This window comes from Lentzea aerocolonigenes, from assembly GCF_000974445.1.
GTDB classification, from domain to species: Bacteria; Actinomycetota; Actinomycetes; order Mycobacteriales; family Pseudonocardiaceae; genus Lentzea; species Lentzea aerocolonigenes.
Genome location: NZ_BBOJ01000004.1, coordinates 405,266 through 429,456 on the forward strand (window position 1 = coordinate 405,266; position 24,191 = coordinate 429,456).

Consider the following 24,191-nt stretch of genomic DNA (forward strand, 5'->3'; position numbering starts at 1 on the left):
CGCCGCCGTCACCATCCCGCTGTTCGGCCTGGTCGGGAAGGGCCTTTCGACTCTCCCGGGCAACGTGGGCGCGACCGCCACAACGCCGTGGTGGTCGCGCCTACGATTCTGGACGATCATGGTGATCGGAAAGGGGCCATAGAGGTGTCAGCGCACCGGAAACTGAATCAATTTCCCGTGATGACACCTCACCGGAACGGCCGATCAGGTCACTCTTCCAGACTCACCACCTGAGCGGGACAGCGGTCCACGGCGTCACGCACGCCCGGCAAAAGCTCGGCAGGGGGTTCGGCGATCAGCACGAGACCGAGCCCGTCGGAGTCGGACTGGTCGAACACGTCCGGTGCGGCGAGCACGCACTGGCCCGATCCGATGCACTTCGTCTGGTCTATCCGGACCGTCACGACCACACCACCGGAATCGCGGCGGCGCCGTAGGTGATCATGTCCTCGCGGAACGCCATCTCGGCCACGGGAATCGCCGGGCGCACATTCGGGAACCGCGTGAACAGGGTGCGCAGCAGGATCTGCAGCTCCACGCGAGCGAGGTTCGCGCCGAGGCACTGGTGCGGACCGAACCCGAACCCGAGGTGTGGCACCGCCCTGCGTTCCAGGTCGAGCTCGCTCGCGTGCGGGCACAGCTGTTCGTCGAGGTTCGCGTGGGACGACACGGTGACCCAGTCGCCCGCCCGGATGGTCACGCCGTCGACCTCGACGTCCTCGAGCGCCCTGCGCGCGATGCCCGCACCGCCGAGCTTGCCGATGGTGTAGCGCAGCAACTCCTCGACGATCACGTCCGCACGGCTCGGGTCGCGCTTCAGGACCGCGAGCTGGTCGGGGTTCTCGAACAACGTCAGCGTGAACAGGCCGAAGAAGTTCGACGTCGTCTCGTGGCCGGCGACGAGCAGGCCGATGGCGAGCATCAGCAGCTCGTCCATCTCGAAGTCGGTGTCGTTGACCATCAGGCCGATCAGGTCGTCGGTGGAGCCCGACGCCTTCTTCTCGTCCACGACCTTCGCGAGCACCTCACCGAGTTCCGCGGCCTTCGCCTCGTACTCGGCCTTCGAACCGTTCTTGCCGAGCATCTCCCTGGCGGTGGCCTGGAACAGCGCCTGGTGCTCCGCACCGACGCCCAGCAGCTCGGCGATCACCAGTGACGGCACGGGCAGGCACACCGACGACACGAGGTCGGCGGGTTCGCCCCCGCGCTCCATCTCGTCGAAGTGCTGGTCCACGATCTCCTGGATCCGCGGGCGCATCTCGTTGAGGCGCTTGACCATGAACGCGCGCGACAACGGCCGGCGCAGGCGCAGGTGCTCGTCGCCGTCCATCACGTTCATGTTGCCCGGCTGAGGCAGGCCGAGGATCTGCTCGCCCTCGGTGCGCATCTCGGGCCCGCCCTCCTTGTTGGCGCTGAACCGCCTGTCCGAGAGCACCTGCCGGACACCGGCGTAGCTGCTGACGACCCAGGCCTCGACCCCGTTGGGCCAGAGCATCTTCACCGGGCCGTTGCTGATGGCCTCCTCGAAGCCGGCGGGCGCACCGAGCGGATGCGTGCGGTTCTCGTGCGGGACTGGGCAGACGGCAGCTTCGGTCACGGCGTTTCCCCTCAACAGAACAGAACTGTTCTTTTGACACCATGACCGAACGTAGCGAAGAAACTACGATCTGACGAGTTATTTGGTCCGAAAGGTACCGATCAGCGGACGCAGCAGCCCGTCGACGATGCTGTCGATCACGCCGTGCTCCTCGGAACGCAGCACGAAAGTCGAGATCAGCGCGGTGATGAGAATGCCGGCGTCGAGGCACTCCGGCAGCTCACCGCGCGCCTTCGCCCGGTCCACCGCGATCTGGAGGTGCTCCGTGTAGGCGCGGTCGATGCGCTCCTCGCGCAGGCACGCGAGATCGGCGTCCTGGCGGCTGCCCTCCAGCAACCCGAGGAAGATCCCGGCGGTGTCGAACGGCGTGGGCTCGCCCCACGCGCGCAGGATCTGCCGCACGTCCTCGGCGAACGTCCCCTCGTCCGGCTGCGGCAGCTCGGGCAGGTTCGCCTTCAACGCGGCCGTGATCAGCCGCGCCTTCGACGGCCAGCGCTGGTAGAGGCTCGCCTTGCTGGCACGCGCCCTGGCCGCGACGAGATCCATGTTGAACCGGGCGTAGCCGACCTCGGCCAGCACGGCGAGCACGGCGGAGAAGAGCTCCTGCTGACGCGCGGGCGCGTCCAAGGGCGTGCGACCCACCGACTTCCTCTCACCGGGCGGCTAGGTGACGTGCACTGAGTGACGTGCGCTGAGTGACGCGCGCTAAGTGACGTGCCCTAAGTGACGTGCACAGTACCGCCGGGTGCGTCCGCGAGCCGACCCGTGCGGCGCACCGACATCCACCGCAGCTGCGTGCCGTGCACCGCCGTGATCAACGACTGGATGACGACCGCATACATCAGCTGCCTGTATACAATCTGCTGTAGGGGATATGCCCACAACGGCTTGAGCGACTCGCCGTCCAGCCTCAGCGCGTAGCCCGCACTCGCTGTCTGCAGTAGAAGGAATACCGTCCACACAACGGCCGCGAGCGGCGCATCGGCCACCAGAAAACCGTATACAACATACAGATCCATCATCGGGGCCAGCAGCGGCAGCAGCAGGTGGAACACCACGAGGTAGATGAGTCCGAACCGGCCCATCGGCCCACGCTCCACCAGTGCGCCACGGTGTTTCCACATCGCCTGGAAAGTGCCGTACGACCAGCGATAACGCTGACGGAACAGGCTGGGGACGGTGACCGGCGCCTCGGTCCACGCCTTCGCCTGGGGCCGGTAGGCCACCCGCCACCCCGCGCGCGTGACCGCCATCGTGAGGTCGGTGTCCTCGGCCAGCGTGGCGTCGCTGACCCCGCCGACATCGGTGATCGCGGCCTTGCGGAACGCGCCGATCGCGCCCGGCACCGTCGGGATGCAGCGCAGTGCGTGCAGGATCTGCCGGTCCAGGTTGGAGCCAGCGCAGTACTCGAGGTGCTGCCAGCGCCCGAGCACGCCCTGACGGTTGCCGACCTTGGCGTTGCCCGAGACGGCGCCGATGCCGTTGTCCGCGAACGGCTGCACGAGCTGACCGATCGTGTCCGGCTCGAAGATCGTGTCACCGTCGAGCAGCACCAGCACGTCGTGCCGCGCCCGGCGGATGCCCGCGTTGAGCGCCGCGGGCTTGCCCTGGTTGGCCTGCCTGATGATGGTGACGCCCGGCAGGTCCAGCTCCTCGGCCCGGTCCGCGGTGCCGTCGGTCGAGCCGTCGTCGACCACGATCACCTCGACGTCGGCGAGGTGGTTGTTGGCGGCGATCGACCGAATGGTGGCGGCGATGTTCAGCGCCTCGTTGTAGGCCGGGACGACGACCGAGACCGGTGGCGCGAACCACGGCGCCGGCGCCTGCTCGCTCTCCCTGCGCAACCGGCGGTCGGTGTGCGCGAGCCCCAGTTGCATGAGCGTGCGCAGGATGCCGAGCAGCGCGGCGATCGCGATGGCCGTGCCGAGCAGCACGAGCACCACACCGCCGTTGCGCTGCGACCACGTCGTGACGGTGCCGGTGAACCGTTCCGTCGCGCCGGCCTCGACCACCTGGTCGCCGGAGACCGTGACGAACCGGTAGCCGGGCGCCTTCACGAGCTCGCGGGCGATGTCGGCACCGATGCTGCCGTCGTCGTGCAGCCGGACCACGCCTCCCTTCTCCCGCAACGACATCCGCACCAGCGTGCCGATGTCCTGGAAGTCGCGGTCACCGCTGTCGACCTCGGCCGGCGCGCCGACCAGCCGCGCGTGCACGCCGAGCGCGTCGGCCAGCGCGGCCTGGGCGAACGCCAGGTTCAGCGGGTTGGTGTGGTCCCCCTCCGCACGGAAGCCGTCGATGCCGATCTGGTGCCCCTCCGCGACGATCCGCCTGGTCACCTCGGGATTGCGGGTGACCTGCGCACCGGTGACGAAGAAGGTCGCCCTGACCCCGGCGTCCCTGAGCACGTCCAGCGCACGCGGTGTCCACTTCGGATCCGGACCGCCGTGGAAAGCCAGCGCGAGCGTGTGCTCCGGCAACTCCCGCACGGCTCCCACGTGCCGCACCGGCTCGGGCCTGACCGCGGTGTAGGCGTGGAACGAGACCACGCTCATCAGCACGAGCAGCCCGAGCAGGATGGAGATCCAGTGCACCCGCGGGGTGCGGTTCACCACGCTCCCAGCAGCGTGCCACCGACCACGGCGGCGAACGCGATCAGTCCACTCGCGACAGTCAGGCTGACCAGCCTCGCGACTACCCGTCTGCCGCCGTTGCCGTCGACGAAGACCTGCACTTCTGCTTCCCCCAAGTGATCATGCGGACGGCCACGACGACCAGCGCCGCCCCGACCGCGGCCGCCAGCCACGGAAACCCGCCCACGAACCACGGGACCGCGTCGGCGGCGAACTCCTCGCTGCTCCCCCACCACGACTGCCGGTGCGACTGCCGCTGCCACGCGGCGTTGCCCGCGGCGGCGACGACGAACACGACCGGTGGCGCCGGTGCCACCGTCCACAACCCAACGCGACGCACGAGTGCGGAAGCGATCACCGCGCCCGTCACCAGACACACGCCGAAGGGCACGCCGAGGTTGTCTCCGTCGAGCCAGATTCCCGCCTGCGCGAACACCGCCAGCACCGCGACCGCCGCCAGACTCGGCAGCTCAACCCCCATGACCACCTAGAATAGTTCAGGGGGTGTCCTGTTGGTGAAATCACGTGGTGTCCGTCACCGCACGGTCCTGCTCGTCCTGCTGCGCGCCGCGTGGGTGAGCCTGTGCGCCGTGGTCCTCGTCGCCGCGGGCATCGCGTGGTCGACCGTGTCCACCATCTCGACCAGCGTCGAGCGGTCCTACGCGCTCGACAACGCTCCCCGTTCGACGTCCGGCCGCAACATCCTGATCATGGGTCTGACCACCCGGCTGGACCTGCACGGCGAGCCGCTGCCCGACGACGTGCTGCGGCGCATGCAGGCGGGTGAGAGCGACCGCGGCGGCTACAACGCGAACACGCTGATCCTGTTGCACGTCCCCGCTTCCGGGCCCGCGGTGGCGATGTCCGTGCCGCGCGACAACCTCGTGCCGCTGTCGTCAGGCGGCGAGGGCAAGATCAAGGAGGCGTACGGCCGGGCCAAGATCGTCGAGGAGGACCGCCTGCGCGCCGCCGGGACGCACGACAAGCGGGAGCTGGAACGCGCGGGACGTGAGGCCGGACGGCGCGCGCAGGTCGAGACGGTGTCGACGTTCCTGAACCAGCCCGTCGACCACCTCGTGGAGATCTCGCTGATCGGGTTCTTCCACATCGCCGAGGGCCTCGGCGGGGTGGACGTCTGCCTGCGCGCCGCGACGAAGGACCCGTTGTCCGGTGCGGACTTCCCCGCGGGGCCGCAGCACCTCGACGCCGGCCAAGCGCTGTCGTTCGTGCGGCAACGGCACGGGCTGCCGCACGGCGACCTGAGCCGCACGCGCAGGCAGCAGGCGTTCCTGTCGGCCGTGACGAAGCGGTTGAAGGGCGCGGACGTGACCGCGGTGCAGGCGATGATCGACATGGCGAAGCAGGACGTCGTGCTGGACGCCCGGTTCGACCTGGCGGACCTCGCCAGGAACCTGCCGTCGGAGGTGCGGTTCGACACGCTGCCGATCGAGGGCAGCGCGCATCTCGGCGGGCTCGACGTCAACAAGGTCGACCAGGCCAAGGTGCAGGCGAAGGTGACCGAACTGGCCACCGCCCCGCCTCCCCCGCCGCCGAACGACGGCATTCCGTGCGTGGACTAGCGGCGACGTCGTACCGGTTCGGGTGCAGGCTTGTCGTAGGCCTGCACCGCGCACGCGGTCCTGTTGTGCGGCGCTAGTTCCGCCGCTCAGTCACCCACGTGGCGATCTGCGCCCGTGAACTGAAACCGAGCTTCTGCAGGATCCGCTCGACGTGCCCCTCCGCGGTCCTGCGGGCGATCACCAGCCGAGCCGCGATCTCCTTGTTCGACATGCCACCGGCGATGAGGTCTGCCACCTGCTGCTCGCGCCGGGTCAACGGCGTGGGCGCCGCCACGATCGGCTGCGGCGGCTCCTCCAGCTCCTCACCGATGGCGAACGTGATGGCGTCCTCCAGCTCCAGGTCCATGCCCTTGCGGAACAGCGCGCGGAACTCCTGGTCTCCCAGCGCGGAGATGGCCGTGGCCTCGCATTCGCCGTGCGGGGCGCCGAAGTACCGGGACCCGAACATGGGGTAGCCGACCGACTGCCAGATCTCGCTGGTGGCGCCCAGCAACGTCGCCGCCCGTGCCGTGTCGCCCTGCGAGGCGGCGATCCAGGCCAGCACCTCGATCGCGAGCACGATGCCGAGCAGGTCGTGGAACGTCCGCTTGATCCGCAGGCACTCCCGGCCGAACTGGTCGGCACGCGCGAAGTCGCCGCTGACCCACGCGCACAACGCCAGCACGTAGATCGCGTACGCCTGCGCCCAGAGTTCGCCGTGCTCCTCGCCGACGGACTTGGCCTCGACGCAGAGTCGTTCCGCCGCCTCGAAGTCGTGCCGGAACGTCGCCGAGATCGCCAGCTCGATGCCGGCCAGCATGGTGTGGCTGTTGACCGTGCCCTGGCTGCGGTAGAGCGACACCGCCTCCTCGAACAGGCCGTCCGCCAGGTCGAGGTCGTCGCCGACGAGGTGGGTGCAGGCGAGGCGGTGGGTCGAGTAGGCCAGCGAGGCCGCGTCACCCGTCCGCTCGGCGTACTCGCGGCACTCCTCCAGCATCCGCACGGAGGCGGTGAGGTCGCCCTGCAACGTCGCCACATAACCGTTGACCCACAGCGCCTTCGCCCGCAACGGGCCCTCCGGCGCCCTCGCCAGCGCGCGGTCGAGCCAGTGCCGGCCCTCGCCGAGCATCCCGCACCCGGCCCAGTAGAACCACAGCGTGCCGGCGAGGCGCACGCCGTCGTCGCCCTCGTGGTCGAAGCAGAAGTCCAGCGCTGACCGCAGATTCGCGTGTTCCAGGCGGGTGAGGGTGAAGATCTGCGGCTGGGCCGGGCCGAACCACTCCTTCTCCCGCCGCTGTGCCCACTCGATGTAGTGGTCGCAGTGCCGTTCGCGCATCACCTGCTCGCGACCGGCGGCGCGCAGCTTCTCCAGGCCGTACTGGCGCAACGGCTCCAGCAGCCGGAACCGGGTGCCGCACGGGTGCTGCTCCGACACCACGACCGACTTGTCGACCAGGCCCGTGAGAGCGTGCATCACGTCGTCGCGCGCGACGCTGTCACCGGAGCAGACCCGTTCCGCGGCCTCGAGGTCGAACGAACCGGAGAACACCGACGCCCTCGCCCACAGGATCTGCTCCGAGCGCGTGCACAGGTGAAAGCTCCAGTCCACCGCGGCCTGCAGCGTCTGGTGGCGCGGGTCGCCGCCGCGTTTGCCGTCGGCGAGCACGCGGAACGTGTTGTCCAATCTGGACAGGAGGTGGTCGAGCGTGAGCACGCGCAGCCGCACCGCGGCCAGTTCGACGGCCAACGGGATTCCGCCCAGGAGCGCGCAGATCTGCCGGACCTTCTCGTGGTTGTGCGGGCCGAGCGTGAAGCCGGGTTCGACGGCCGCGGCCCGTTCGGCGAACAGCGCCAGCGCCGGATCCTGTGGCAGCGGCGCGACCTGCCAGAGGTGTTCGCCGTCGACTCCCAGGCGTTCGCGGCTGGTCACGAGCACGCGCAGACCGCGTACGCCGCGCAGCAAAGCGTCCACGAGCTCGGCGGTCGCCCCGACGACGTGTTCGCAGTTGTCCAGAATGATCAGCATCTGCCGGTCGCGCAGGTGTTCCACCAGAACGGTGCGGTGCTTGCGGACCGTGTCGTCGTGGACGCCCAGCTGCTCCAGGACCGTGTGCACGACCAGTTCCGGGTCGACGACGCCGCCCAGTTCGACGAACCACACGCCGTCGCGGAACGCCCGGTGCGTCTCGGCCGCCGCCCGCAACGCGAGCCGGGTCTTGCCGACGCCGCCGACACCCGTCAGGGTGACGAGGCGGGACTCGGACAGCAGTCTCCTCACCTCGGCGACGTCGTGCCTGCGGCCGACGAAAGTAGTTGTGTCAGCAGGCAAATTGCCTTTGCGTCCTGGGGAAAGCAAACCGCCCACAGCGGCACCCTAGGTGGGCCCAATCTCCCGCTGCAATGCGGTCCCCCGGAGGTACCAACGCCGAAACACGGGTAGTTACCCCCTAGGGCTCCCGCGGTGACGTCGCCATGGTGGAACGTCGGGTCGTGCCAGTGGGAGGGGACGGATCATGGCCGGTGACAGCCTCGACGTGAACGTCCGGGAGCAGAACGGCGTCCTCGTGGTCCGGTTCAGCGGACGACTCGACTGGTCGACATACCTGCGTGTGCAGGACGTGCTGCTCGACTGCGCCACCAAGGAGCTCGTCGGCGTGGTGGTGGAGCTCGACGACCTCGTCGCGGAGTCACCCGCGCTGCTCGTGGTGTTCGACGTCGTGTGGCTGTCCGCGGCGCGCTGGCCCGGTATCTCGCTGAGCCTCGTCGTCAGCGACCACCAGCTGCGCTCGACGCTGGAGTCGCGAGGTCTGCCCCGGCACATCCCGATGCACCTGACCACGACGTCCGCGGTGGCAGCGGTGGTGCGGCTGCGGCACGAGGACCGGGTGGACGCGGCACTGCCGACGTGCCGCTGCCTGCCGCACGTCGCCGAGCGGATCACCGAACGCGCCTGCGAGCGGTGGGGCGTCCAGTCCATGCTCGACGTCGCACCGCAAGTGGCCGTTGAGCTGGTGTCGCACATCGAGGACGACAGTCCCCTCGCACTGCTGCTGCGCATGCGCGGTGACAAGTTGTCCGTTGCCGTGCGCACGACCGCACGCTTCGACCTCAGGCAGTGGCACATCATGCGGCGCAACGTCGCATCCATAGCCGTGTGCAACTTCTCCATGGGAGAAACGCCTGCGGGCGGTGGGCGGAACATCATCTGGGCGTTGCTCGACGTGCCGTCCGACAGCCAGCGGCCCCCGAGCTATCTCCCGGAGGCCACCGTCTTCACCCACCAGGCTTAACGCTTCCGGGTCCTTCTACTGCGCGTGCATCGCGGCGATGCTGGTGCGGCACGCCCTGACGACCTGGCGATTCGCCGCCGTGTCGGGCGTTCCGGTACCGCACCTGGGACAAGACAGGCGCGCAGTCGTCTCGTCGACGAACACCTCGAGAGGGCGGCCGCACGGACGGCACCAGCGATGGCCCGTCACGGGAATGACGTGGTCCGGTGAGGCGACGCACTGGTGCAACCAGCAACGATGCAGGCCGCACGTGACACGGGCGTGGGGGTCGAGACCGAGCTCCTCGGCCAGGTCCTCGGCGCTGAGGACCGCGGTGAGGGTCGTGTCCTCGGCCTCGCAGGAGCTCACCAGCCGCAGGTGTCCACGTCGCCTCATGGGCAGAACGATGCTCCGCTCAGGAGCGCTGGTATACCCGCATTAGTACCTGTTTAATCGCGCTTTCGTTCGAATTCCACCTGACGCGGAACTCTCTTCTCACCCTGCGGCGAGCACCCTACGCTCAGATTCAGTAGGCGCGGCGCAGAGGTGTTCCACATGGCAGATCCTGCGTATTTCCCTCCCCCGCACTCCGCCCGCATCGGGATGAGCGATGTGGAACAGCTGGAGGCGCAGACGCATTCGCTCAGGTCGGTCGACTACCAGTACGGCGGTGGCGCGTGCCGCGACGCGGTCGTGGTGCGGATCTACTGGGCCCAGCAGCTGCTCGCGGCCGCGGCAACGGATGTCGTGCGGGCACGCCTGCTGTCGGCCGTCGCGGATCTGCACAACCTGGCCGGGTGGACGTCGTTCGACAGCGGACAGGTCGGCGCGGCGTACCACCACTTCGACCGTGCGTTGGACTTCGCGCGACACGACGAGGATCTGACGACCAACATCGTGTACCGCCGTGGGCGCGTGCACCTGCATCACGGCGCACCGGGTGATGCGTTGGCGTACTTCCAGAGGGGTGCGGTCGCACCGTTGGCGGCGAGCATCATGCATTCCAACGCGGCGTGGGCTTATGCACGGCAGGCGCGTGCTCATGAGGCGTTGCTCGAATTGGGGAAAGCGGAGGAAGCGTTCGCACGGGCGGATTTGGCGCACGTGCCGGACTGGGCGCGGTTCCGCGACGAGACCGACCTGACCGCGATGATCGGCACGGTCCACGCCGAGCTCGGGGACACCCGGCGCGCGATTCCCGCGTTGACGTCCGCGATCGAGCAGTTCGGCCCGGCGATGGCGCGGAGCTGGACGTTCTGCCTGATCGCCCTCGCCTCGTGCCACTTCCTGGACGGCGACGTCGACGAGGGCCGGACCGTCGGGGCCCAGGCCGTCACCGCCGCGGAGGGACTGCGGTCGGAACGGGTGTGGGACCGGCTGCGGCTGATGATGAAGGCAGCGGCAGCACGTGGGGTGTCGCTGCGGTAGTGATCTTTGCAGAACCCGAACATTCGGCGGACCCGCTTCTGATCGTGGGCGGTCATCGTTCTGTGTCATGAACATTTCGCGAATCGGTGGGCTCGTGGCGGGGATGTTGCTGCTGGGCGCGGGAACCGCGTCGGCGCAGGAACCGATCACGATCAGCCCGGAGAAGGTGCAGCAGATCTGCTCGAACCGCGTCCCCAGGGTCGAGGCCAAGGTCAAGGCGCTGACCGACAAGATCAACGGGAGCCCGGAGACGTTGGGCTCGAAGAAGTGGATCGAGCAGAAGGCCGCCGACGCGCGCAAGGCCGGCAACACGGCGCGTGCGGACGTTCTGGACGCACGGCTGAAGCTGCGTGACGCGCAACTCGTCAAGCTGGCGAAGGCGGGCGAGCGGATCGCCAAGTTCAAGTCCGAGCACTGCGGGTCGAAGTGAGGTGGGTGGCGGCGCTGGTTCTGCTCGTGTCGCTGACGGCGTGCCGGGGTGAGGCGCAGGTGCCGGACCTCGATGATGTGGAATCAACGCTGAACAGCATCGAGTCGGACATCAACCAGCCGGGGTGAACGCGTGGAACGTGGCCTGGTGCTCGTCGTGGAGGACGAACCGGCGATCGCCGAGCTCGTCGCGCTGTACCTGCGGCGCGACGGCTTCGGGGTGCACCTGGAGTCCTCGGGGGACGCGGCACTGGCCGCGGTCCGGTCGCTGTCACCCGTGGCGGTGGTCCTGGACGTCGGTCTGCCCGGCATGAACGGCATCGAGGTCTGCCGCGCGTTGCGTGCGGCAGGCGACTGGACCCCGGTGCTGTTCGTGACGGCTCGCGACGACGAGGTGGACCGCCTGCTGGGCCTGGAACTGGGCGCCGACGACTACATCACCAAGCCGTTCAGCCCTCGCGAGCTCGCTCTACGCGTTCGCACGGTCCTGCGACGTTCTTCTGGCGGTGTGTCGGACGTCTTGCAGGTGGGTTCGGTACGGCTCGATGTGGGCGAACGGCGTGCGTTCGCCGGTGCTGATGAGATTTCGTTGACGTCAACGGAGTTCGGGTTGCTGTCGTATCTGATGAAGCATCCACGGCAGGTGTTCTCCCGTGAGCAGCTCTTGAGCGCGGTGTGGGGCTACTCCTCCGTGGCAGGCACACGAACCGTTGACGTCCACATCGCGCAGTTGCGCGCCAAGTTCGGCACGTCGAGTCCAATTCGGACGGTGCGCGGCGTCGGCTACTCGGCGGACGCGTCGTGAACCTCGCCACCCGGATCGCGTTGCTGTGCCTGGGAGTCGCGTTCGTCGCCGTGCTGGTGGCGGGCTTAGTGTCGATCCGCCTGGTGCTCTCGACCTCGCAGCAGGTGAGCCGCGAGATCCTGCGCTCCCAGGCCGACGTGGTGGCGGGCCAGATCGCCAACAACCGCGTGGAGCAGATCCTCGAGGGGCAGGGCATCGCGATCGTGCGGATCTCGGCCTCCGGCGAGGTGACGGGCTCCGATCGCGCCGCGGTCCGCGCGGCACGTGAAGTCAAGGCAGGACAGGTGTTGTCGGGTTCCGCCGTGTCCGGGGTGAGCGGCCGTCTGAACGTGGAAGCCCGTCCGTCGGGGGCGGGCGGCTTCGCCCTGGTCCAGGAGACCGAAACCAGCAACTCCTACCGCAAGCTGGTCCGCAACATCCTGTTCGCCCTGGGCGTGGGCCTGGTGGTCGCCTGTCTGGCAGGCCTCGCCCTGGGTGTCGGTCTGGCCCGCCCGCTGCGGAGGGTGGCCTCCGTGGCCCACTCGATGAGCGCGGGCCGCCGAGACCTCCGCGTACCGGTCTCCGGCCCGTCCGAACTGGCCGAGGTGGCCGTGTCCGTGAACTCCCTGGCGGACGCCCTGCAACGCAGCGAGGCCCGCCAGCGCGACTTCCTCCTGTCCGTCTCCCACGAGCTCCGCACCCCGCTGACCGCCGTGACGGGCTTCGCGGAGTCCCTGGCGGACGGCGTGGTGTCCGGCGCACAGGTGGCACCGGTCGGCACGGTGATCCTGGACGAGGCCCGCCGTCTCGACCGCCTGGTGACGGACCTGCTGGACCTGGCCAGACTCGGCGCCGACGACTTCCGCCTGGACATGGCAGCCGTGGCACTGGAACCAGTGGTCCGCTCAGCCGCCGAGGTCTGGCACGCCCGCTGCCACGCGCGCGGGGTCGAGTTCTCCCTGCAGGTGTCGTCGTCCCCGGTCGTGTGGGCAGACGCACGCCGCCTGCGCCAAGTCATCGACGGCCTGATGGAGAACGCCCTGCGCGTAACCCCAGCAGGCCACCCGGTGGTGCTCGCGCTGTCGTCGGTCCTGGAAGTGCGCGACGGCGGCCCGGGCCTGGCCCCGGAGGACTACCCGGTGGCGTTCGACCGGGGCGTGCTGCACGCCAGATACCAGGAGTCGCGGCCGGTCGGGACCGGCGTGGGCCTGGCGCTGGTGCACGGGCTGGTGACGCGGATGGGCGGGACGATCGCGGCGGGGCCGGCGGCGGAGGGAGGGGCGGCCTTCACCGTGACGCTGCCGCCACCGGTGGCCTTCTCGGGGTGACCCCGGCCTCCACGGCGAGACGGTGGCCCTTGATCCCTCACCTACTTCGACTGGGGCAGCTTGACCTTCTTCTTGGCCCCAGGCGACGACGGCGGCGGCACCACGGGCCCGATGTCCCCGTCCGGCGCCTCGTCCAGGTCGACAATCACCGGCGCGTGGTCGCTCGGCCCGGTTCCCTTGCGCGCGTGCCGGTCGATCCACGCCGCCTTCACCCGCGGCGCGACGGACGTGGAGGCGAGGATCAGGTCGATGCGCATGCCCAGGTCGCGGTGGAACATGCCGGCGCGGTAGTCCCAGTAGCTGAAGATCCGTTCGTTGGGCCACCGTTGCCGCACGACGTCGTGGAACCCCAACGCCTCGATGGCCTGCAACGCCGCTCGCTCGGGTTCGGTGACGTGTGTCTGGCCGATGTAGGCCTCGGGGTCGAACACGTCGGCGTCGGTGGGGGCGATGTTGATGTCGCCGCACACCACGGCGTCCGCGGGGCCGGCCTGGAGCACGTCGCGCAGCGCGGCGAGCCACTCCAGCTTGTACTTGTAGTGGTCTGATTCGGGCTCACGGCCGTTGGGCACGTACAGCGAATGCACGCGCACTCCGCCGCACGTGGCGGCCACGGCGCGTGCCTCGACGTGCGGGAAGCCCGGTGCGCCGGCCACTCCGACCGTGACGTCGTCCAGGCCCACGCGGGACAGCAGCGCCACGCCGTTCCACTGGGTCTCGCCGAACACGGCGATTTCGTAGCCGCGCTCCTTCAGGGGCTCGCTGAGCAGCGCGGCGAAGGCGTCGTCGGCCAGTTTGGTCTCCTGCAGGCACACGACGTCGGGCTTGCGCTGGTCGAGCCACGGCAGGAGCCTCGGCACGCGCTGCTTGACGGAGTTCACGTTCCAGGTCGCCACTCGCACGCACCCAACCGTAGCCATCGCGCCTAGAACGCGCATCGAGCAGGTTCGGCCAGTCCTCTGGCGCCCACCCACGCGATCACCGGCAGCACCGGCAACGACAGCAGGGCCCACTGCAGCGTGGTCGCGGAGGCGAGCGCGCCGACAGCGGGTGCCGCGAGTCCTCCGACGCTGACCGCGAGGCCCAGGGTCATGCCGCTGGCCGTGCCCAGGCGGTTCGGCAGGTAGTCCTGGCCGAGTGTCGTGTGCAGGGAGAACGGCGCGTACAACGTCAACGCGGCGAGGGCGACGAACAGGTAGACGGCTGGTCCTGGTGCGATGGCGATTCCTGCGACAGAAGGCACCGCGAGCACGTACGACACCCGCACGACCCGGATGCGGCCCCATCGGCCAGCGAGCACGCCGCCGAGGAGCGTGCCCAACGCACCGATGCCGAATAACAGCACCAACGCGACCGAACCTGCGATGAGGCCTCCTGCCCGTTGCGCCACCCACAGGGCGAGGAACGTGCTCAGGCCGAACGTCACCATCGACCGTGCGATGACCACGACCGTCAGTCGGCCGAACTGGCGCCAGTCGTCCTGTCCGGCACGCGCCTCGACGGCGTCCGCTCCCCGCACGCCGCGCATCGCCGCCAGCGTCACCACTCCACCCACCAGCGCTGGGATCATCAGCAACGGGCTCGCGCCGAGGCCGCCCAGAGCGAGAACCGGCGTGACGAGCACCGGTCCCAGCGCGAACCCCGCGTTGCCGCCGACCGCGAACCAGCTCATCCCGACGTGACCGTCACGCGCGACGCGGCGGGCGAGTCTGGCCGCCTCCGGGTGGTACGCGGCGACGCCCAGGCCCGACAACGCGATCGCGAGCCAGGTCAGCAGGTACGAGTCGCTCAGGCCGCACAGACCGATGCCCGCCCCTGCCACCGTCATGCCGGCAGGGACCAGCCACGGCAGCGGACGGCGATCGGTCAGCAGGCCGAACAACGGCTGCACGACCGACGAGAGCAGCGTCGCGGCGACCGTGATGCCGGCCGCCGCGAGGTAGCTGTAGGAGCGTTCGGCGACGAGGAACGGCACCACGGCGGGAACGGCCCCTTGGTAGAGGTCGTCCACCGCGTGGCCCGCGACCAGGACCGTCATCCGCCATCGAGAGGTGTTCACGCACCGATCGTCGGCGTCCCAGGTGGTTCGCGATTCCGATATTATGCCGATGTATGTCGAATTCTCGCCATCTGCCGGCGGCGCCGACCACGAGCCGCGACCTGGCGGCTGCCAGTGGTGTGACCGCGCACTGGCACGACGAGAACCAGATCGTCTACGCCAGTCACGGCGTCGTGGCCGTGCACACCGAGGCGTCGCGGTGGATCGTTCCCCCGCACCGCGCGCTGTGGATCCCCTCCGGCACAGTGCATGCCCACCGCGCGTACGGCGTCACCCGGCTGCACTTCCTCGGCCTCACACGCAATCCGTTGACGCTCCGCGAACCGACCGCGCTCGCCGTGTCTCCTCTGCTGCGTGAACTGCTGATCGCCTACACGGAGCTGGACGACCGCGAAACCCCTGCGGGCAAACGAATGCGCGCCGTGCTGCTCGACCAGCTCGCCACCGCCTCCGAACGACCGGTGCGCGTGCCGGCCGCCCGTGACCCGCGGCTCGCGGCCGTCTGCGCCGTGCTCGAGACCGACCCCTCGGACACACGCGGTCTCGAAGCACTCGGCCGCGAGGCGGGCGCGAGCGGCCGGACGCTGACCCGGCTGTTCCGCGAGGACACCGGCATGACCTTTCCCCAGTGGCGCACGCAGTTGCGGCTCTACCACGCCCTGCGCCTGCTCGCGGAAGGACAGCCCGTCACCACCGTGGCGCAGCGGTGCGGGTTCGCCACCGCGAGCGCGTTCATCGACGTCTTCCGGCGCTCGCTCGGCCACACCCCCGGTTCGTACCGCTAGAGCACGGAGAACACCTCCTCCGCACGGTCGCGCTTGACGAACATCTGCCACGCGACCTCGGCGATGTCGTCGGGGTCGAGCGTGTGCCCTGCCAGGTCCCCGAACCGCTCGGGCCTGCTCGCCACCATCTCGTGGATGTCACCCCGTTCGACGACACCGCCGATGGTGAGCGTGCCCGCGTACACGCCCTTGTCCGCGAGCGCCGCGTTGAGCGTCAGGGCGTAGTTGCGCAACGCCGCCGACGTGAGAGCGAGCGCGCCGAGCACCGGCATCGGCCGAACCGCGCTGAGCCCGCCGGCGAACAACAGCCCGCCACCGCGTTCCAGCACACTCGGCAACACGTGCCCGACCACGTCAACGGCCGGGTAGAGCCAGCTCACGGCGTCACGCGCGTCGTCAGAGGTGATCTTCGTGATCTCCACGGGCACCTCGTCGAGGTCGGTGGCACCCGGCCCGTGGTAGAGGACGTCGACGGGCCCGATCGAGTCCAATGTGGACATCAACTGCTCGCGGTCGCGCACGTCGGCGGCGAACGCCCGAGCCCGCACACCCGCCTCGGCGAGCGCGGCCAGGTAGCCGGCGTGCCGCTCAGCGCGACGCGAGATCAGCACGACGTCGTAGCCCTCGCGCCCGAACCGGTGCGCGACGGACATGCCGAGCCCAGGACCAACACCGACCACAAGTGCGGTGGGAGACATGGATTTCACCCTTCCCCAGATAATTCGAGGCAACCCTCGACTTACACCGCCCGACGCTACCACAGAATTCGAGGGCACCCTCGACTTAACCGCTGAGTAGGATCCGGCCCATGGTCACCGCGTCGAGGCCCCTGCGTGCGGACGCGGCACGCAACCGGGAGAAGCTGCTGGCGGCGGCCGCGGAACTGTTCGCGGAACGCGGCCTCGACGTGCCGCTCGAACACATCGCACGCCGCGCGGAAGTCAGCATCGGCACGCTCTACAAGCACTTCCCGACCCGCGACGACTTCGTCGGGGCGATCTTCCCCGAACGCCTCGCCGCACTGGACGCCATCGGCGAGAAGGCCCTGGCCGACCCGGACCCGTGGCACGCGTTCGCCGGCTACCTCGAAGACCTGTACGCCCTGCAGGCAGAGGACCGCGGCCTGAACGACGTCCTGGCGAGAGACCTGCCGAACGCACCCGAGGTGGTCTCGGCCTGCCACCGCGGCGCCGGCCACGCGGGAACCCTGATCGAGCGCGCCGTCGAGGCCGGCGTGCTGCGCGCCGACTACTCGATCGCGGACCTGGCCGCGCTGACCAGGGCGATGGCCCAGGTGATCAGGGACGTGCCGGACGGGTGGCGCCGCTTCCTGTCCATCTACGTGGAGGGCTTGGGCGCGCGGAACTCGTGAGCGCGCACAGCGCCCGCGGGGTCAGACTGGTGGGGCAGGTCGGATTCGAACCGACAACCTGACAGATTATGAGTCTGCTGCTCTGACCGGTTGAGCTACTGCCCCCTCGCAACGGCGGACGCGACCCGCTGACGCTGCGTGGTGGAGGATACCGATCACGCCGAACGGCCCTTGCGCGCCCCCGTGGCGAGCGACACATAGGCTGCACCCGTGCGTTTGACCCTCCGCGACTTCACCCCGGCGGACGAGCCCGAGGTGCTGCGGCTGTTCGCCGACTGCGACGACTGGTTCCAGGCTGCCACGGGCCACCCGTCCGGGCCCGGTGACGTGCAGAGTCTCTTCTACGCGTTGCCGGAGGGGGCCGCGTTCGAGCAGAAGCAGCTGCTGGTCGCGCAGGCCGAGGGCATGATCGGGTTCGTCGATCTCGTGCTCGACCATCCCGCGCACGGGCACGCCAGCATCGGGTTCTTCCTGGTGCCGAAGGACCTTCGGCGGTGGGGCATCGGCAGGGAGATGGCCAGGGCGCTCGCCGAGCGTTACCCGTTGATCACGCACGTGCACGTCCGGCTCGACGCGTTCAAGCCCGGCAACGAGTTCCTCAAGGCCATGGGCTTCACGCTCAACGGTCAGGGCGCCGTGCTCGAGATCGCGCCGAGGTCCGACGGCCGGTAGCCGCGCGGGTAGCCCGGATAGGTGCGGTTGCGGGAGTTGGTCAGCTTCAGCGAACGACGCACCGGCATCCGGCGCACCACCCGGGCCCGCGCCCGCAACGCCAGCCGTCCCAGCGTGCCCACCCAGGCCGGCGGTGCTGTGAAGCCGAACGCGCGGACCATGTGCGGGCTCAGCATCGCGACCACGGCGCGGGAGACCACGGGGCGTGCGATCGACGGGTACCACGAGCAGAACAGGTCCAGCGTGTACTGGCCGATCCTGCGGTTCGACGGCGCGAACACGAAGTGCGACCGTTCGTAAGCCTCCTTGAACTCGCGGAACTCCGTGAAGGACTCCGGGATGTCGCGGATTCCCATTCGCATGCCGACCGCTCGGTAGAACCAGAACGCCGCCAGCTGCTCGGTCCGCGTCAACGGACGCCAGCCGTACTGGGAAAGCCACTCGATCGGGTTGTAGATGAACGTCGCCAGCACGTAGCGCATGTCGTCGTTGGAGATGTCGTAACGGCCGTGCTGGCGGTTCACCACGCGCAACGCCTCACGCCCGCGCGGTGAGTCGTAGCCGTGCTCCACGAGCTCGGCCATCAGGACCGCGGTGTCGTCGTAGCGCTTCTGCGGGCGGCGTTCGAACTCGCCGGTGCGCTCCAGCAGCCCCGAGATCGTCGGGACGCAGTACGTGCTGAACAGGGCCATCTGCAGCGACTTCTCGTAGTCCCACGGGAAGTCGAGGCCCGCGGAGATCCGCATGATCTCCTCGTGGTCGGTGACGGGGTCCAGCGACGTGATGCGGCGGAGGTTCGCGAAGCGGGCCATGCACCCAAGCTGACCCAGCAGACGGCAAAGCACCAGGCCCCAGATGTGCGAACTAGAGCAACGACTGCAGTGCCGCCGCGCGTTCGTCGATCAGCTTCATCCGCGCGTTCCACTCGACCGTCTCGTAGTGCTCGCTCCCCGCGGCGGACCCCTGCCCCGGCCACTTGCGGTAGTGCAGCCCGACCGTCGCGTCGAAGAAGCCGGCGGTGAGGACGCTCGCGGCGATCAGCAGGCCCGTGTCGTCGCTGCCGGGCACGGCCATCCAGCCGCCCAGCATCACCGCGAGGTCGCGTTCGATGCACAACGTCGTGGGGTGCAGGGGCAAGCGGAAGTCGTTGCGGCGCCAGTGGTCGAGCACCACGCCCGGCTCCAGCGGCCCGTGCGGCGGGTCGCCGTCGAAGCCGACCAGCTCGCCGTCGGGCAGGAGGTCGAGCACGCGCGACGTGGTCCACCGGACGCGGTCGTTCCCGGTGATCGCGGCGATGTCGCGGGCCAGCACGCCGGGCATCAGCACGTCGTCCTGGTCCAGGTTCTTCACCAGCTCACCCCGCGCACGAGACAACGCGAGGTTGCGCGTGATCGCCACCCCGCCGTGCCGGCCCGAACCGTGGCTGATGCGCTCGTCGGACGGCAGCAGCTCCTCGGCGACGCCGGTGCGGCCGTCCTCCTGCACGAGCCACTCCCACGCCCACCCGGCGGGAAGCTCCTGGGCCGCGAGCGACCGGTACGCCTGCGTCAGGTGGCCGGGTTCCGGGCGGTGGACGGGGGTGATCACCGAGATCAGGCGCACAGTGCTGCTCCGCGGGAAACGAGCGTGAAACGAGAAGAGGCCCCATCCGCAGTGGATGGAGCCTCATCGGTAAGCTCCCCCAACTGGACTCGAACCAGTAACCCTGCGATTAACAGTCGCATGCTCTGCCAATTGAGCTATGGGGGAATGTTCTGTTGTTCTGCCTGTCAGGCTTGGTTCCTCCTGACAGGGGGTAACTCTACATGAGCCGCAAAACGGGTTCTGCAGGCACCCCCCACTTTGCGGGAGAATGGCCTCTGACCTGCCACGATGTGAGAGGAGAAGCCGCATGAAGGGCATCTTGGTCGGCGCGGCGATCGGCTACGTGCTCGGCGCGAAGGCCGGACGTGAGCGCTACGACCAGATCGTGCGCCTCTGGCACCGGTTCATCGAGAACCCGACGGTGCGCAAGACGGCCAGCCAGGCCAAGGACAAGGCGTTCGAAGCCGCCCACCAGGCGAAGGATCTGGCCGCGGACGCTGCGGAAAAGGCCGCGGAGAAGGCTCCGTGGCGGCACCAGGAGGAAGCCAACGGCCGGCCCGTCACGCCGCCCGTCACGCCTCGTGCGTGACGATCTTCACACCTGAGCCACCACGAAGATCCGCCTGAAGGGGAACCACGTCGTGCCGTCGGCCCGCTCCGGGTAGGCCTCGCGCAGCCGCGGCGCCAGTTCCGCGACGTACGCGTCCCAGTCCGATGAGGACAGTGCCGCGCGCACGGGCCGCAACGCCGTGCCGGTCACCCAGTCGAGCACGGGATCCGGTCCGGACAACCGCTGCACGTACGTGGTCTCCCAGGCGTCCACAGAGGAGCAGTCCGCCAGCAGGTCGGCGTACTCCACGGGCTCCAGCACCGGCTTCTCCGCACGGAAGACGTGCGCCAGGCCGGGGCCTGCGACCTCGCGGATCAACCGGTGCGAGGGGTCGGCGTAGTTGCCGGGCACCTGGAACGCGAGCCACGCGCCGGACGGCAGCGCCGCAGCCCACTTCTCCACGATCGAGGGATGTGACGGAACCCACTGCAGGACCGCGTTGGACACCACGACGTCGGTGTCCGGCAACGGTTCCCACGTCGTCACGTCGTCCACGCGCGCGTCGACACCCGCCGCCCGCGCCGCCTCGACCATCTCAGGCGACGAGTCGAACGCCTCGACCACGGCGGACGGCCAGCGCGAGGACAACGACACCGTCAGGTTGCCGGGGCCGCAGCCCACGTCGACCACGCGCCGGGGCTCCGAAGCCCTCACGCGTGCCACGAGCTCGTAGAACGGCCGCCCCCGGTGATCGGCGAAGGCCAGGTACTGCGCCGGATCCCACATACGGCTAACAGTACACGCGTACTGCTAGCCTGCAAGCCTCGAAGCGAACGCGGAAACGGCCGCCCGCACGGCCTCCAGCTCCACCCCGGCGTCCCCGCGCGCCTGCCACACGAAGCCGTCCCTGCCCGGAATCTTGCGCTGCAGGATCCACACCCCTGGCGACTCGACGCGCTCCCGGTGCCGGATGGAGCCCTCCACGCGCTGGCTGATCGCGCGCAGCACACGACGGGGGTCGTCGACGGCGAACCGTTGCGCGGGAAGGTCTTCCAGCAGCACGACAGGGCCCTCGGCGGAGGCCTCGAGAGCCTCGACGACCCGCAGCGCGCCCTCCCACTTCACCTTGCTGATCAGGTGCCAGCCGATGCGGCGCGGACCCGGTACCCACAGCCCGAGCGACGTGACGACGAGGTGACCGTCCTGCACGGGTGCGTGAGCGATCACGGTCTCGTCCGGCTCCAGCTCCCCGGTGAACCCGTCCGGCGCACCGTTGCCGAACAACCGCCGGAACAGTCCCACTACAGCACTCCAGCGCTCTGCTGCAGGAGCGCCTTGCGGTACTCCTCCAGCGCCACCAGGTCGCCCCACAGCGCCCGGTACTCGTCGGCGTCCTTGATCGGGGACAGCCGCCGCAGCCGCGACTTCACGTCCTCGACCTGCTTGCCGACCTGCACCTCCTGCAGCCGCGCGATCACCATCGACACGTAGCGGAACTCGTCGTTCTGCTTGACGGTCAACGGTTCCACCGCGAGCTCGGTCAGCACCGACCGCACCGACGCGTGCGAACACGCCTGCGAGATCGCGTCCAGGTACGCGGTTCCGGCGAGCCCCGAGGACGCGCCACCGGCGGCACGGATCGCGCGGTGCAGCGCCACGTACGCGGGATCGGTGAACGCCTCGTCGGGCAGCGAGTCGTACAGCGGACCGGCGTACTCGGGCAGCCGCAGCGCGACCTTGAGCACCTCGCGTTCGGGCACCAGCCGCGGGTCGCGCGGGTTCGGCCGCGGCGGGCCGTCGACGTCCACGCTCAACGAGATCTGGTTCGGGTCGACGCGCTGAGCTGTGGCGACCGGCTTCTTGCCCCCGGAGACCTGGCGCACCCGGCGCACGACCATCGCCTCGTCGTCCCAGCCGACCCACCACGCGAGCCGCGTCGCGTACCCGTCCCGCTTGGCGCGGTCCTTGATCTGCGCGACGAACGGCACCATCTTCTTCAGCGCCTCGACGCGCCCGTCCACGGAGTCGAGGTCGTACGCCTTGAGCTGCGCCTTGATCGCGAACTCGATCAACGGCGTGCGCCGCGCCACCAGGTCGCGCACCGCCACGTCACCCTTGGCCTGCCGCAGCTCGCACGGGTCCATGTTGTCCGGCGCCACCGCGATGTAGGTCTGCGCGGAGAACTGCTGCTCTCCCTCGAACGCCTTGAGCGCGGCCTTCTGGCCCGCCTCGTCGCCGTCGAAGGTGAAGATGACCTCGCCGTTCACGTCGTCGTCGATCAGCAGCCTGCGCAGCACGTTCATGTGGTCGACGCCGAACGCCGTGCCGCAGGACGCGACCGCCGTCGGCACGCCGGCCAGGTGCATCGCCATCACGTCGGTGTAGCCCTCGACGATGACCGCCTGCTTGCGCTTCGCGATCTCCCGCTTGGCCTGGTCGAGCCCGAACAGCACCTGCGACTTCTTGTAGATCATCGACTCGCTGGTGTTGAGGTACTTCGCCTGGATCGGGTCGTCGTCGAAGATCCGCCGCGCACCGAACCCGACGACCTCGCCGCCGATGTCCTTGATCGGCCACAGCAGCCGCCGGTGGAACCGGTCGATCGGCCCCTGCCGGCCCTCCTTGGTGAGCTGCGCCTTGATCAGCTCGGTGAGCTCGAAACCCCGGCCCAGCAGGTGCTTGGTCAGCTTGTCCCAGCCGCCGGGCGCGAACCCGCAGCCGAACTGCCGTGCCGCGGCCTCGTCGAACCCGCGCTCGGCCAGGAACTCCCGCGCCGCCTGCGCCTCCGGTGAGGCGAGCTGCTCCGCGTAGTACTCGGCGGCCTGCTTGTGCGCCTCGATGAGCCTGCTGCGGGTGCCGCGGTCGCGCTGGATCGTGACGCCGCCGCCCTCGTAGGTGAGCTGGATGCCCGCCCGGTCCGCGAGCCGCTCGACGGCCTCGACGAACGAGAGGTGCTCGACCTTCATCACGAAGGCGATCACGTCGCCGCCCTCGCCGCAGCCGAAGCAGTGGAACGTGCCGTGCGACGGGCGCACGTTGAACGAAGGCGTCTTCTCGTCGTGGAAGGGGCACAACCCCTTCAACGCTCCCCCGCCGGCCCTCTTGAGCGAGACCTGGTCCCCCACGACCTCGTCGATGCGGCTGCGCTCACGCACCAACGCGATGTCGCTCTCCCTGATGCGTCCTGCCACGACCTGGAGTCTAATCCTTTGGCAAACTGCCAACCGTGACCACGGCCGAGGACTTCGGACTCCACCGCACGCACCTCATCGGCGTCGCCTACCGGCTGACCGGCAGCATCGCCGACGCCGAGGACGCCGTGCAGGAGGCGTGGCCGCGGTTCGCGAAGGCCGAGGGGATCGAGGACGTGCGCGGCTGGCTCACGACCGTGGTGAGCCGCATCTGCCTCGACCGCCTGCGTTCCGCCGCCGTGCGCCGCGAGACGTACGTGGGCTCGTGGCTGCCGGAGCCGCTGATCACGACCGGCGAGGACGACGACCCGCTGGCGAGCGTCGTGCGGTCCGACGGCGTGCGGATGGCGGCGCTGGTCGTGCTCGACAAGCTCACGCCCGACCAGCGCGTGGCGTTCGTGCTGCACGACGCGTTCGCCCTGCCGTTCAGCGAGATCGCGGACGTGCTGGGCGTCTCCGAGGCCGCGGCGCGCAAGCACGCGTCACGGGCCCGCAAGATCGTCACCGGCTCGGCGCCACCGCCCCGCGCGGCGCTGGACGAGCAGCGCGAGGTGCTCGAGAAGTTCCTCACGGCCATGTCGAGCGGCGACGTCGAGGCCGTGCTCGGCCTGCTGCACCCGGACGCGGTGATGATCGGCGACGGCGGCGGCAAGGCCCGCACCGCCGTCAACACGGTCTCCGGCGCCGACAAGGTCGCCCGGTTCTTCTTCGGCCTCGTCCGCAAGTACGGCTACCCGCAGATGCGGCCGGCGCTGGTCAACGGCGACCTCGGCGTCGTCATGGCGGCGCAGGGGGACGTGGCGGAGCGCGTCACCACGTTCACCGTGCACGACGGCAAGGTCCTCGCGGTGTACGACATCGCGAACCCGGACAAGCTCGGCCACGTGGACTTCTTGGTCTAGACCGTAACTGGTTCCGGGATCGTTTCGTCGCTAACGTCACACCAGTTGG

General features: G+C 69.4%; 27 protein-coding genes and 2 tRNA genes. 12 read left to right on the top strand and 17 right to left on the bottom strand.

Translation table 11 applies throughout. The features are described 5' to 3' along the window. Nucleotides 1-209: 209 nt before the first annotated feature. The 5 genes from AOM45_RS10205 to AOM45_RS50705 form a co-directional block, all read right to left on the bottom strand. Nucleotides 210-404, bottom strand: coding sequence for a ferredoxin (locus tag AOM45_RS10205; protein ID WP_030472152.1), 195 nt, complete (start codon nt 402-404; stop codon nt 210-212). Then, a complete protein-coding gene (locus AOM45_RS10210) occupies nt 401-1,597 on the bottom strand; it encodes a cytochrome P450 (RefSeq protein ID WP_051784470.1) in 1,197 nt (398 codons plus the stop codon). Before AOM45_RS10210 ends, AOM45_RS10205 begins: the two co-directional genes overlap by 4 nt. 78 nt (nt 1,598-1,675) lie before the next feature. Continuing rightward, on the bottom strand, nt 1,676-2,239 hold the full coding sequence (locus AOM45_RS10215) for a TetR-like C-terminal domain-containing protein (RefSeq protein ID WP_059362320.1): 564 nt from the start codon (nt 2,237-2,239) through the stop codon (nt 1,676-1,678). A 77-nt stretch (nt 2,240-2,316) separates the two neighbouring features. Then, nucleotides 2,317-4,209 (bottom strand): bifunctional polysaccharide deacetylase/glycosyltransferase family 2 protein, encoded by a 1,893-nt coding sequence (locus tag AOM45_RS10220; RefSeq protein WP_035913017.1) that lies wholly within the window; start codon nt 4,207-4,209, stop codon nt 2,317-2,319. An 82-nt stretch (nt 4,210-4,291) separates the two neighbouring features. Beyond that, complete coding sequence (locus tag AOM45_RS50705) at nt 4,292-4,711, bottom strand: DUF6542 domain-containing protein (RefSeq protein WP_030472148.1); 420 nt, start codon at nt 4,709-4,711, stop codon at nt 4,292-4,294. Between the two features lie 34 nt (nt 4,712-4,745). On the opposite strand from AOM45_RS50705, the gene AOM45_RS10230 reads away from it, so the two are divergent. After that, nucleotides 4,746-5,810 (top strand): LCP family protein, encoded by a 1,065-nt coding sequence (locus tag AOM45_RS10230; protein WP_236703277.1) that lies wholly within the window; start codon nt 4,746-4,748, stop codon nt 5,808-5,810. A gap of 73 nt (nt 5,811-5,883) precedes the next feature. Here the strand turns inward: AOM45_RS10230 and AOM45_RS10235 are convergent, their stop codons facing one another. Further along, complete coding sequence (locus AOM45_RS10235; RefSeq protein WP_051784468.1) at nt 5,884-8,067, bottom strand: ATP-binding protein; 2,184 nt, start codon at nt 8,065-8,067, stop codon at nt 5,884-5,886. A 235-nt stretch (nt 8,068-8,302) separates the two neighbouring features. Here AOM45_RS10235 and AOM45_RS10240 point away from each other — a divergent pair, with 235 nt between their 5' ends. Next, nucleotides 8,303-9,079, top strand: coding sequence for an STAS domain-containing protein (locus tag AOM45_RS10240; RefSeq protein WP_051784467.1), 777 nt, complete (start codon nt 8,303-8,305; stop codon nt 9,077-9,079). 15 nt (nt 9,080-9,094) lie between these two features. Here the strand turns inward: AOM45_RS10240 and AOM45_RS10245 are convergent, their stop codons facing one another. Further along, nucleotides 9,095-9,454 (bottom strand): hypothetical protein, encoded by a 360-nt coding sequence (locus AOM45_RS10245; RefSeq protein WP_030472144.1) that lies wholly within the window; start codon nt 9,452-9,454, stop codon nt 9,095-9,097. A 159-nt stretch (nt 9,455-9,613) separates the two neighbouring features. On the opposite strand from AOM45_RS10245, the gene AOM45_RS10250 reads away from it, so the two are divergent. The 5 genes from AOM45_RS10250 (at nt 9,614) to AOM45_RS10265 (ending at nt 13,027) form a co-directional block, all read left to right on the top strand. Then, nucleotides 9,614-10,486, top strand: coding sequence for a tetratricopeptide repeat protein (locus AOM45_RS10250; RefSeq protein ID WP_156094273.1), 873 nt, complete (start codon nt 9,614-9,616; stop codon nt 10,484-10,486). 67 nt (nt 10,487-10,553) lie between these two features. After that, nucleotides 10,554-10,916, top strand: coding sequence for a hypothetical protein (locus AOM45_RS10255; protein ID WP_030472142.1), 363 nt, complete (start codon nt 10,554-10,556; stop codon nt 10,914-10,916). Between the two features lie 5 nt (nt 10,917-10,921). After that, a complete protein-coding gene (locus AOM45_RS53445; RefSeq protein WP_269083635.1) occupies nt 10,922-11,044 on the top strand; it encodes a hypothetical protein in 123 nt (40 codons plus the stop codon). A gap of 4 nt (nt 11,045-11,048) precedes the next feature. Further along, on the top strand, nt 11,049-11,720 hold the full coding sequence (locus AOM45_RS10260) for a response regulator transcription factor (RefSeq protein WP_030472141.1): 672 nt from the start codon (nt 11,049-11,051) through the stop codon (nt 11,718-11,720). Then, nucleotides 11,717-13,027 carry a HAMP domain-containing sensor histidine kinase gene (locus AOM45_RS10265; RefSeq protein WP_030472140.1) on the top strand — a complete coding sequence of 437 codons (1,311 nt, stop codon included), beginning with the start codon at nt 11,717-11,719 and terminating at the stop codon, nt 13,025-13,027. Before AOM45_RS10260 ends, AOM45_RS10265 begins: the two co-directional genes overlap by 4 nt. Nucleotides 13,028-13,068: 41 nt before the next feature. Here AOM45_RS10265 and AOM45_RS10270 read toward each other — a convergent pair whose 3' ends face one another. Then, complete coding sequence (locus AOM45_RS10270; RefSeq protein WP_236703280.1) at nt 13,069-13,929, bottom strand: exodeoxyribonuclease III; 861 nt, start codon at nt 13,927-13,929, stop codon at nt 13,069-13,071. 23 nt (nt 13,930-13,952) lie between these two features. Continuing rightward, nucleotides 13,953-15,086 (bottom strand): MFS transporter, encoded by a 1,134-nt coding sequence (locus AOM45_RS10275; RefSeq protein WP_236703282.1) that lies wholly within the window; start codon nt 15,084-15,086, stop codon nt 13,953-13,955. A 53-nt stretch (nt 15,087-15,139) separates the two neighbouring features. Between AOM45_RS10275 and AOM45_RS10280 the strand changes: the two genes are divergently transcribed. Beyond that, complete coding sequence (locus AOM45_RS10280) at nt 15,140-15,871, top strand: AraC family transcriptional regulator (RefSeq protein WP_030472137.1); 732 nt, start codon at nt 15,140-15,142, stop codon at nt 15,869-15,871. On the opposite strand, the gene AOM45_RS10285 is transcribed toward AOM45_RS10280, so the two are convergent. Continuing rightward, nucleotides 15,868-16,569 carry an SDR family NAD(P)-dependent oxidoreductase gene (locus tag AOM45_RS10285; protein WP_030472136.1) on the bottom strand — a complete coding sequence of 234 codons (702 nt, stop codon included), beginning with the start codon at nt 16,567-16,569 and terminating at the stop codon, nt 15,868-15,870. The two genes, AOM45_RS10280 and AOM45_RS10285, sit on opposite strands and share 4 nt — an antisense overlap. Before the next feature lie 110 nt (nt 16,570-16,679). On the opposite strand from AOM45_RS10285, the gene AOM45_RS10290 reads away from it, so the two are divergent. Further along, a complete protein-coding gene (locus AOM45_RS10290) occupies nt 16,680-17,243 on the top strand; it encodes a TetR/AcrR family transcriptional regulator (RefSeq protein ID WP_030472135.1) in 564 nt (187 codons plus the stop codon). A 27-nt stretch (nt 17,244-17,270) separates the two neighbouring features. On the opposite strand, the gene AOM45_RS10295 is transcribed toward AOM45_RS10290, so the two are convergent. Continuing rightward, a tRNA-Ile gene (locus AOM45_RS10295) sits at nt 17,271-17,348 on the bottom strand. 105 nt (nt 17,349-17,453) lie between these two features. On the opposite strand from AOM45_RS10295, the gene AOM45_RS10300 reads away from it, so the two are divergent. Then, nucleotides 17,454-17,915 (top strand): GNAT family N-acetyltransferase, encoded by a 462-nt coding sequence (locus AOM45_RS10300; RefSeq protein ID WP_051784462.1) that lies wholly within the window; start codon nt 17,454-17,456, stop codon nt 17,913-17,915. Here AOM45_RS10300 and AOM45_RS10305 read toward each other — a convergent pair. From AOM45_RS10305 to AOM45_RS10315, 3 genes are all read right to left on the bottom strand, one after another. After that, nucleotides 17,870-18,727: an oxygenase MpaB family protein gene (locus AOM45_RS10305; protein ID WP_030472133.1), complete on the bottom strand. Its 858-nt coding sequence runs from the start codon at nt 18,725-18,727 to the stop codon at nt 17,870-17,872. The two genes, AOM45_RS10300 and AOM45_RS10305, sit on opposite strands and share 46 nt — an antisense overlap. A gap of 52 nt (nt 18,728-18,779) precedes the next feature. Then, nucleotides 18,780-19,517, bottom strand: a complete 738-nt coding sequence (locus AOM45_RS10310) for a glycosyltransferase family 2 protein (protein WP_030472132.1) — start codon at nt 19,515-19,517, stop codon at nt 18,780-18,782. 74 nt (nt 19,518-19,591) lie between these two features. After that, nucleotides 19,592-19,664: transfer RNA gene (locus tag AOM45_RS10315), tRNA-Asn, on the bottom strand. A gap of 142 nt (nt 19,665-19,806) precedes the next feature. On the opposite strand from AOM45_RS10315, the gene AOM45_RS10320 reads away from it, so the two are divergent. Then, nucleotides 19,807-20,088 (top strand): YtxH domain-containing protein, encoded by a 282-nt coding sequence (locus AOM45_RS10320; protein WP_030472131.1) that lies wholly within the window; start codon nt 19,807-19,809, stop codon nt 20,086-20,088. 6 nt (nt 20,089-20,094) lie between these two features. On the opposite strand, the gene AOM45_RS10325 is transcribed toward AOM45_RS10320, so the two are convergent. Genes AOM45_RS10325 through dnaG form a run of 3 tightly spaced genes read right to left on the bottom strand, consistent with a single transcriptional unit; the run spans nt 20,095 to nt 23,240 of the window. After that, complete coding sequence (locus AOM45_RS10325) at nt 20,095-20,835, bottom strand: trans-aconitate 2-methyltransferase (RefSeq protein WP_030472130.1); 741 nt, start codon at nt 20,833-20,835, stop codon at nt 20,095-20,097. Nucleotides 20,836-20,859: 24 nt separating this feature from the next. Beyond that, nucleotides 20,860-21,351, bottom strand: a complete 492-nt coding sequence (locus AOM45_RS10330) for a hypothetical protein (RefSeq protein ID WP_030472129.1) — start codon at nt 21,349-21,351, stop codon at nt 20,860-20,862. Further along, nucleotides 21,351-23,240, bottom strand: a complete 1,890-nt coding sequence (gene dnaG / locus AOM45_RS10335) for a DNA primase (protein WP_030472128.1) — start codon at nt 23,238-23,240, stop codon at nt 21,351-21,353. Before dnaG ends, AOM45_RS10330 begins: the two co-directional genes overlap by 1 nt. A gap of 35 nt (nt 23,241-23,275) precedes the next feature. On the opposite strand from dnaG, the gene AOM45_RS10340 reads away from it, so the two are divergent. Continuing rightward, nucleotides 23,276-24,142 (top strand): sigma-70 family RNA polymerase sigma factor, encoded by an 867-nt coding sequence (locus AOM45_RS10340; protein WP_030472127.1) that lies wholly within the window; start codon nt 23,276-23,278, stop codon nt 24,140-24,142. Nucleotides 24,143-24,191 lie beyond the last annotated feature (49 nt).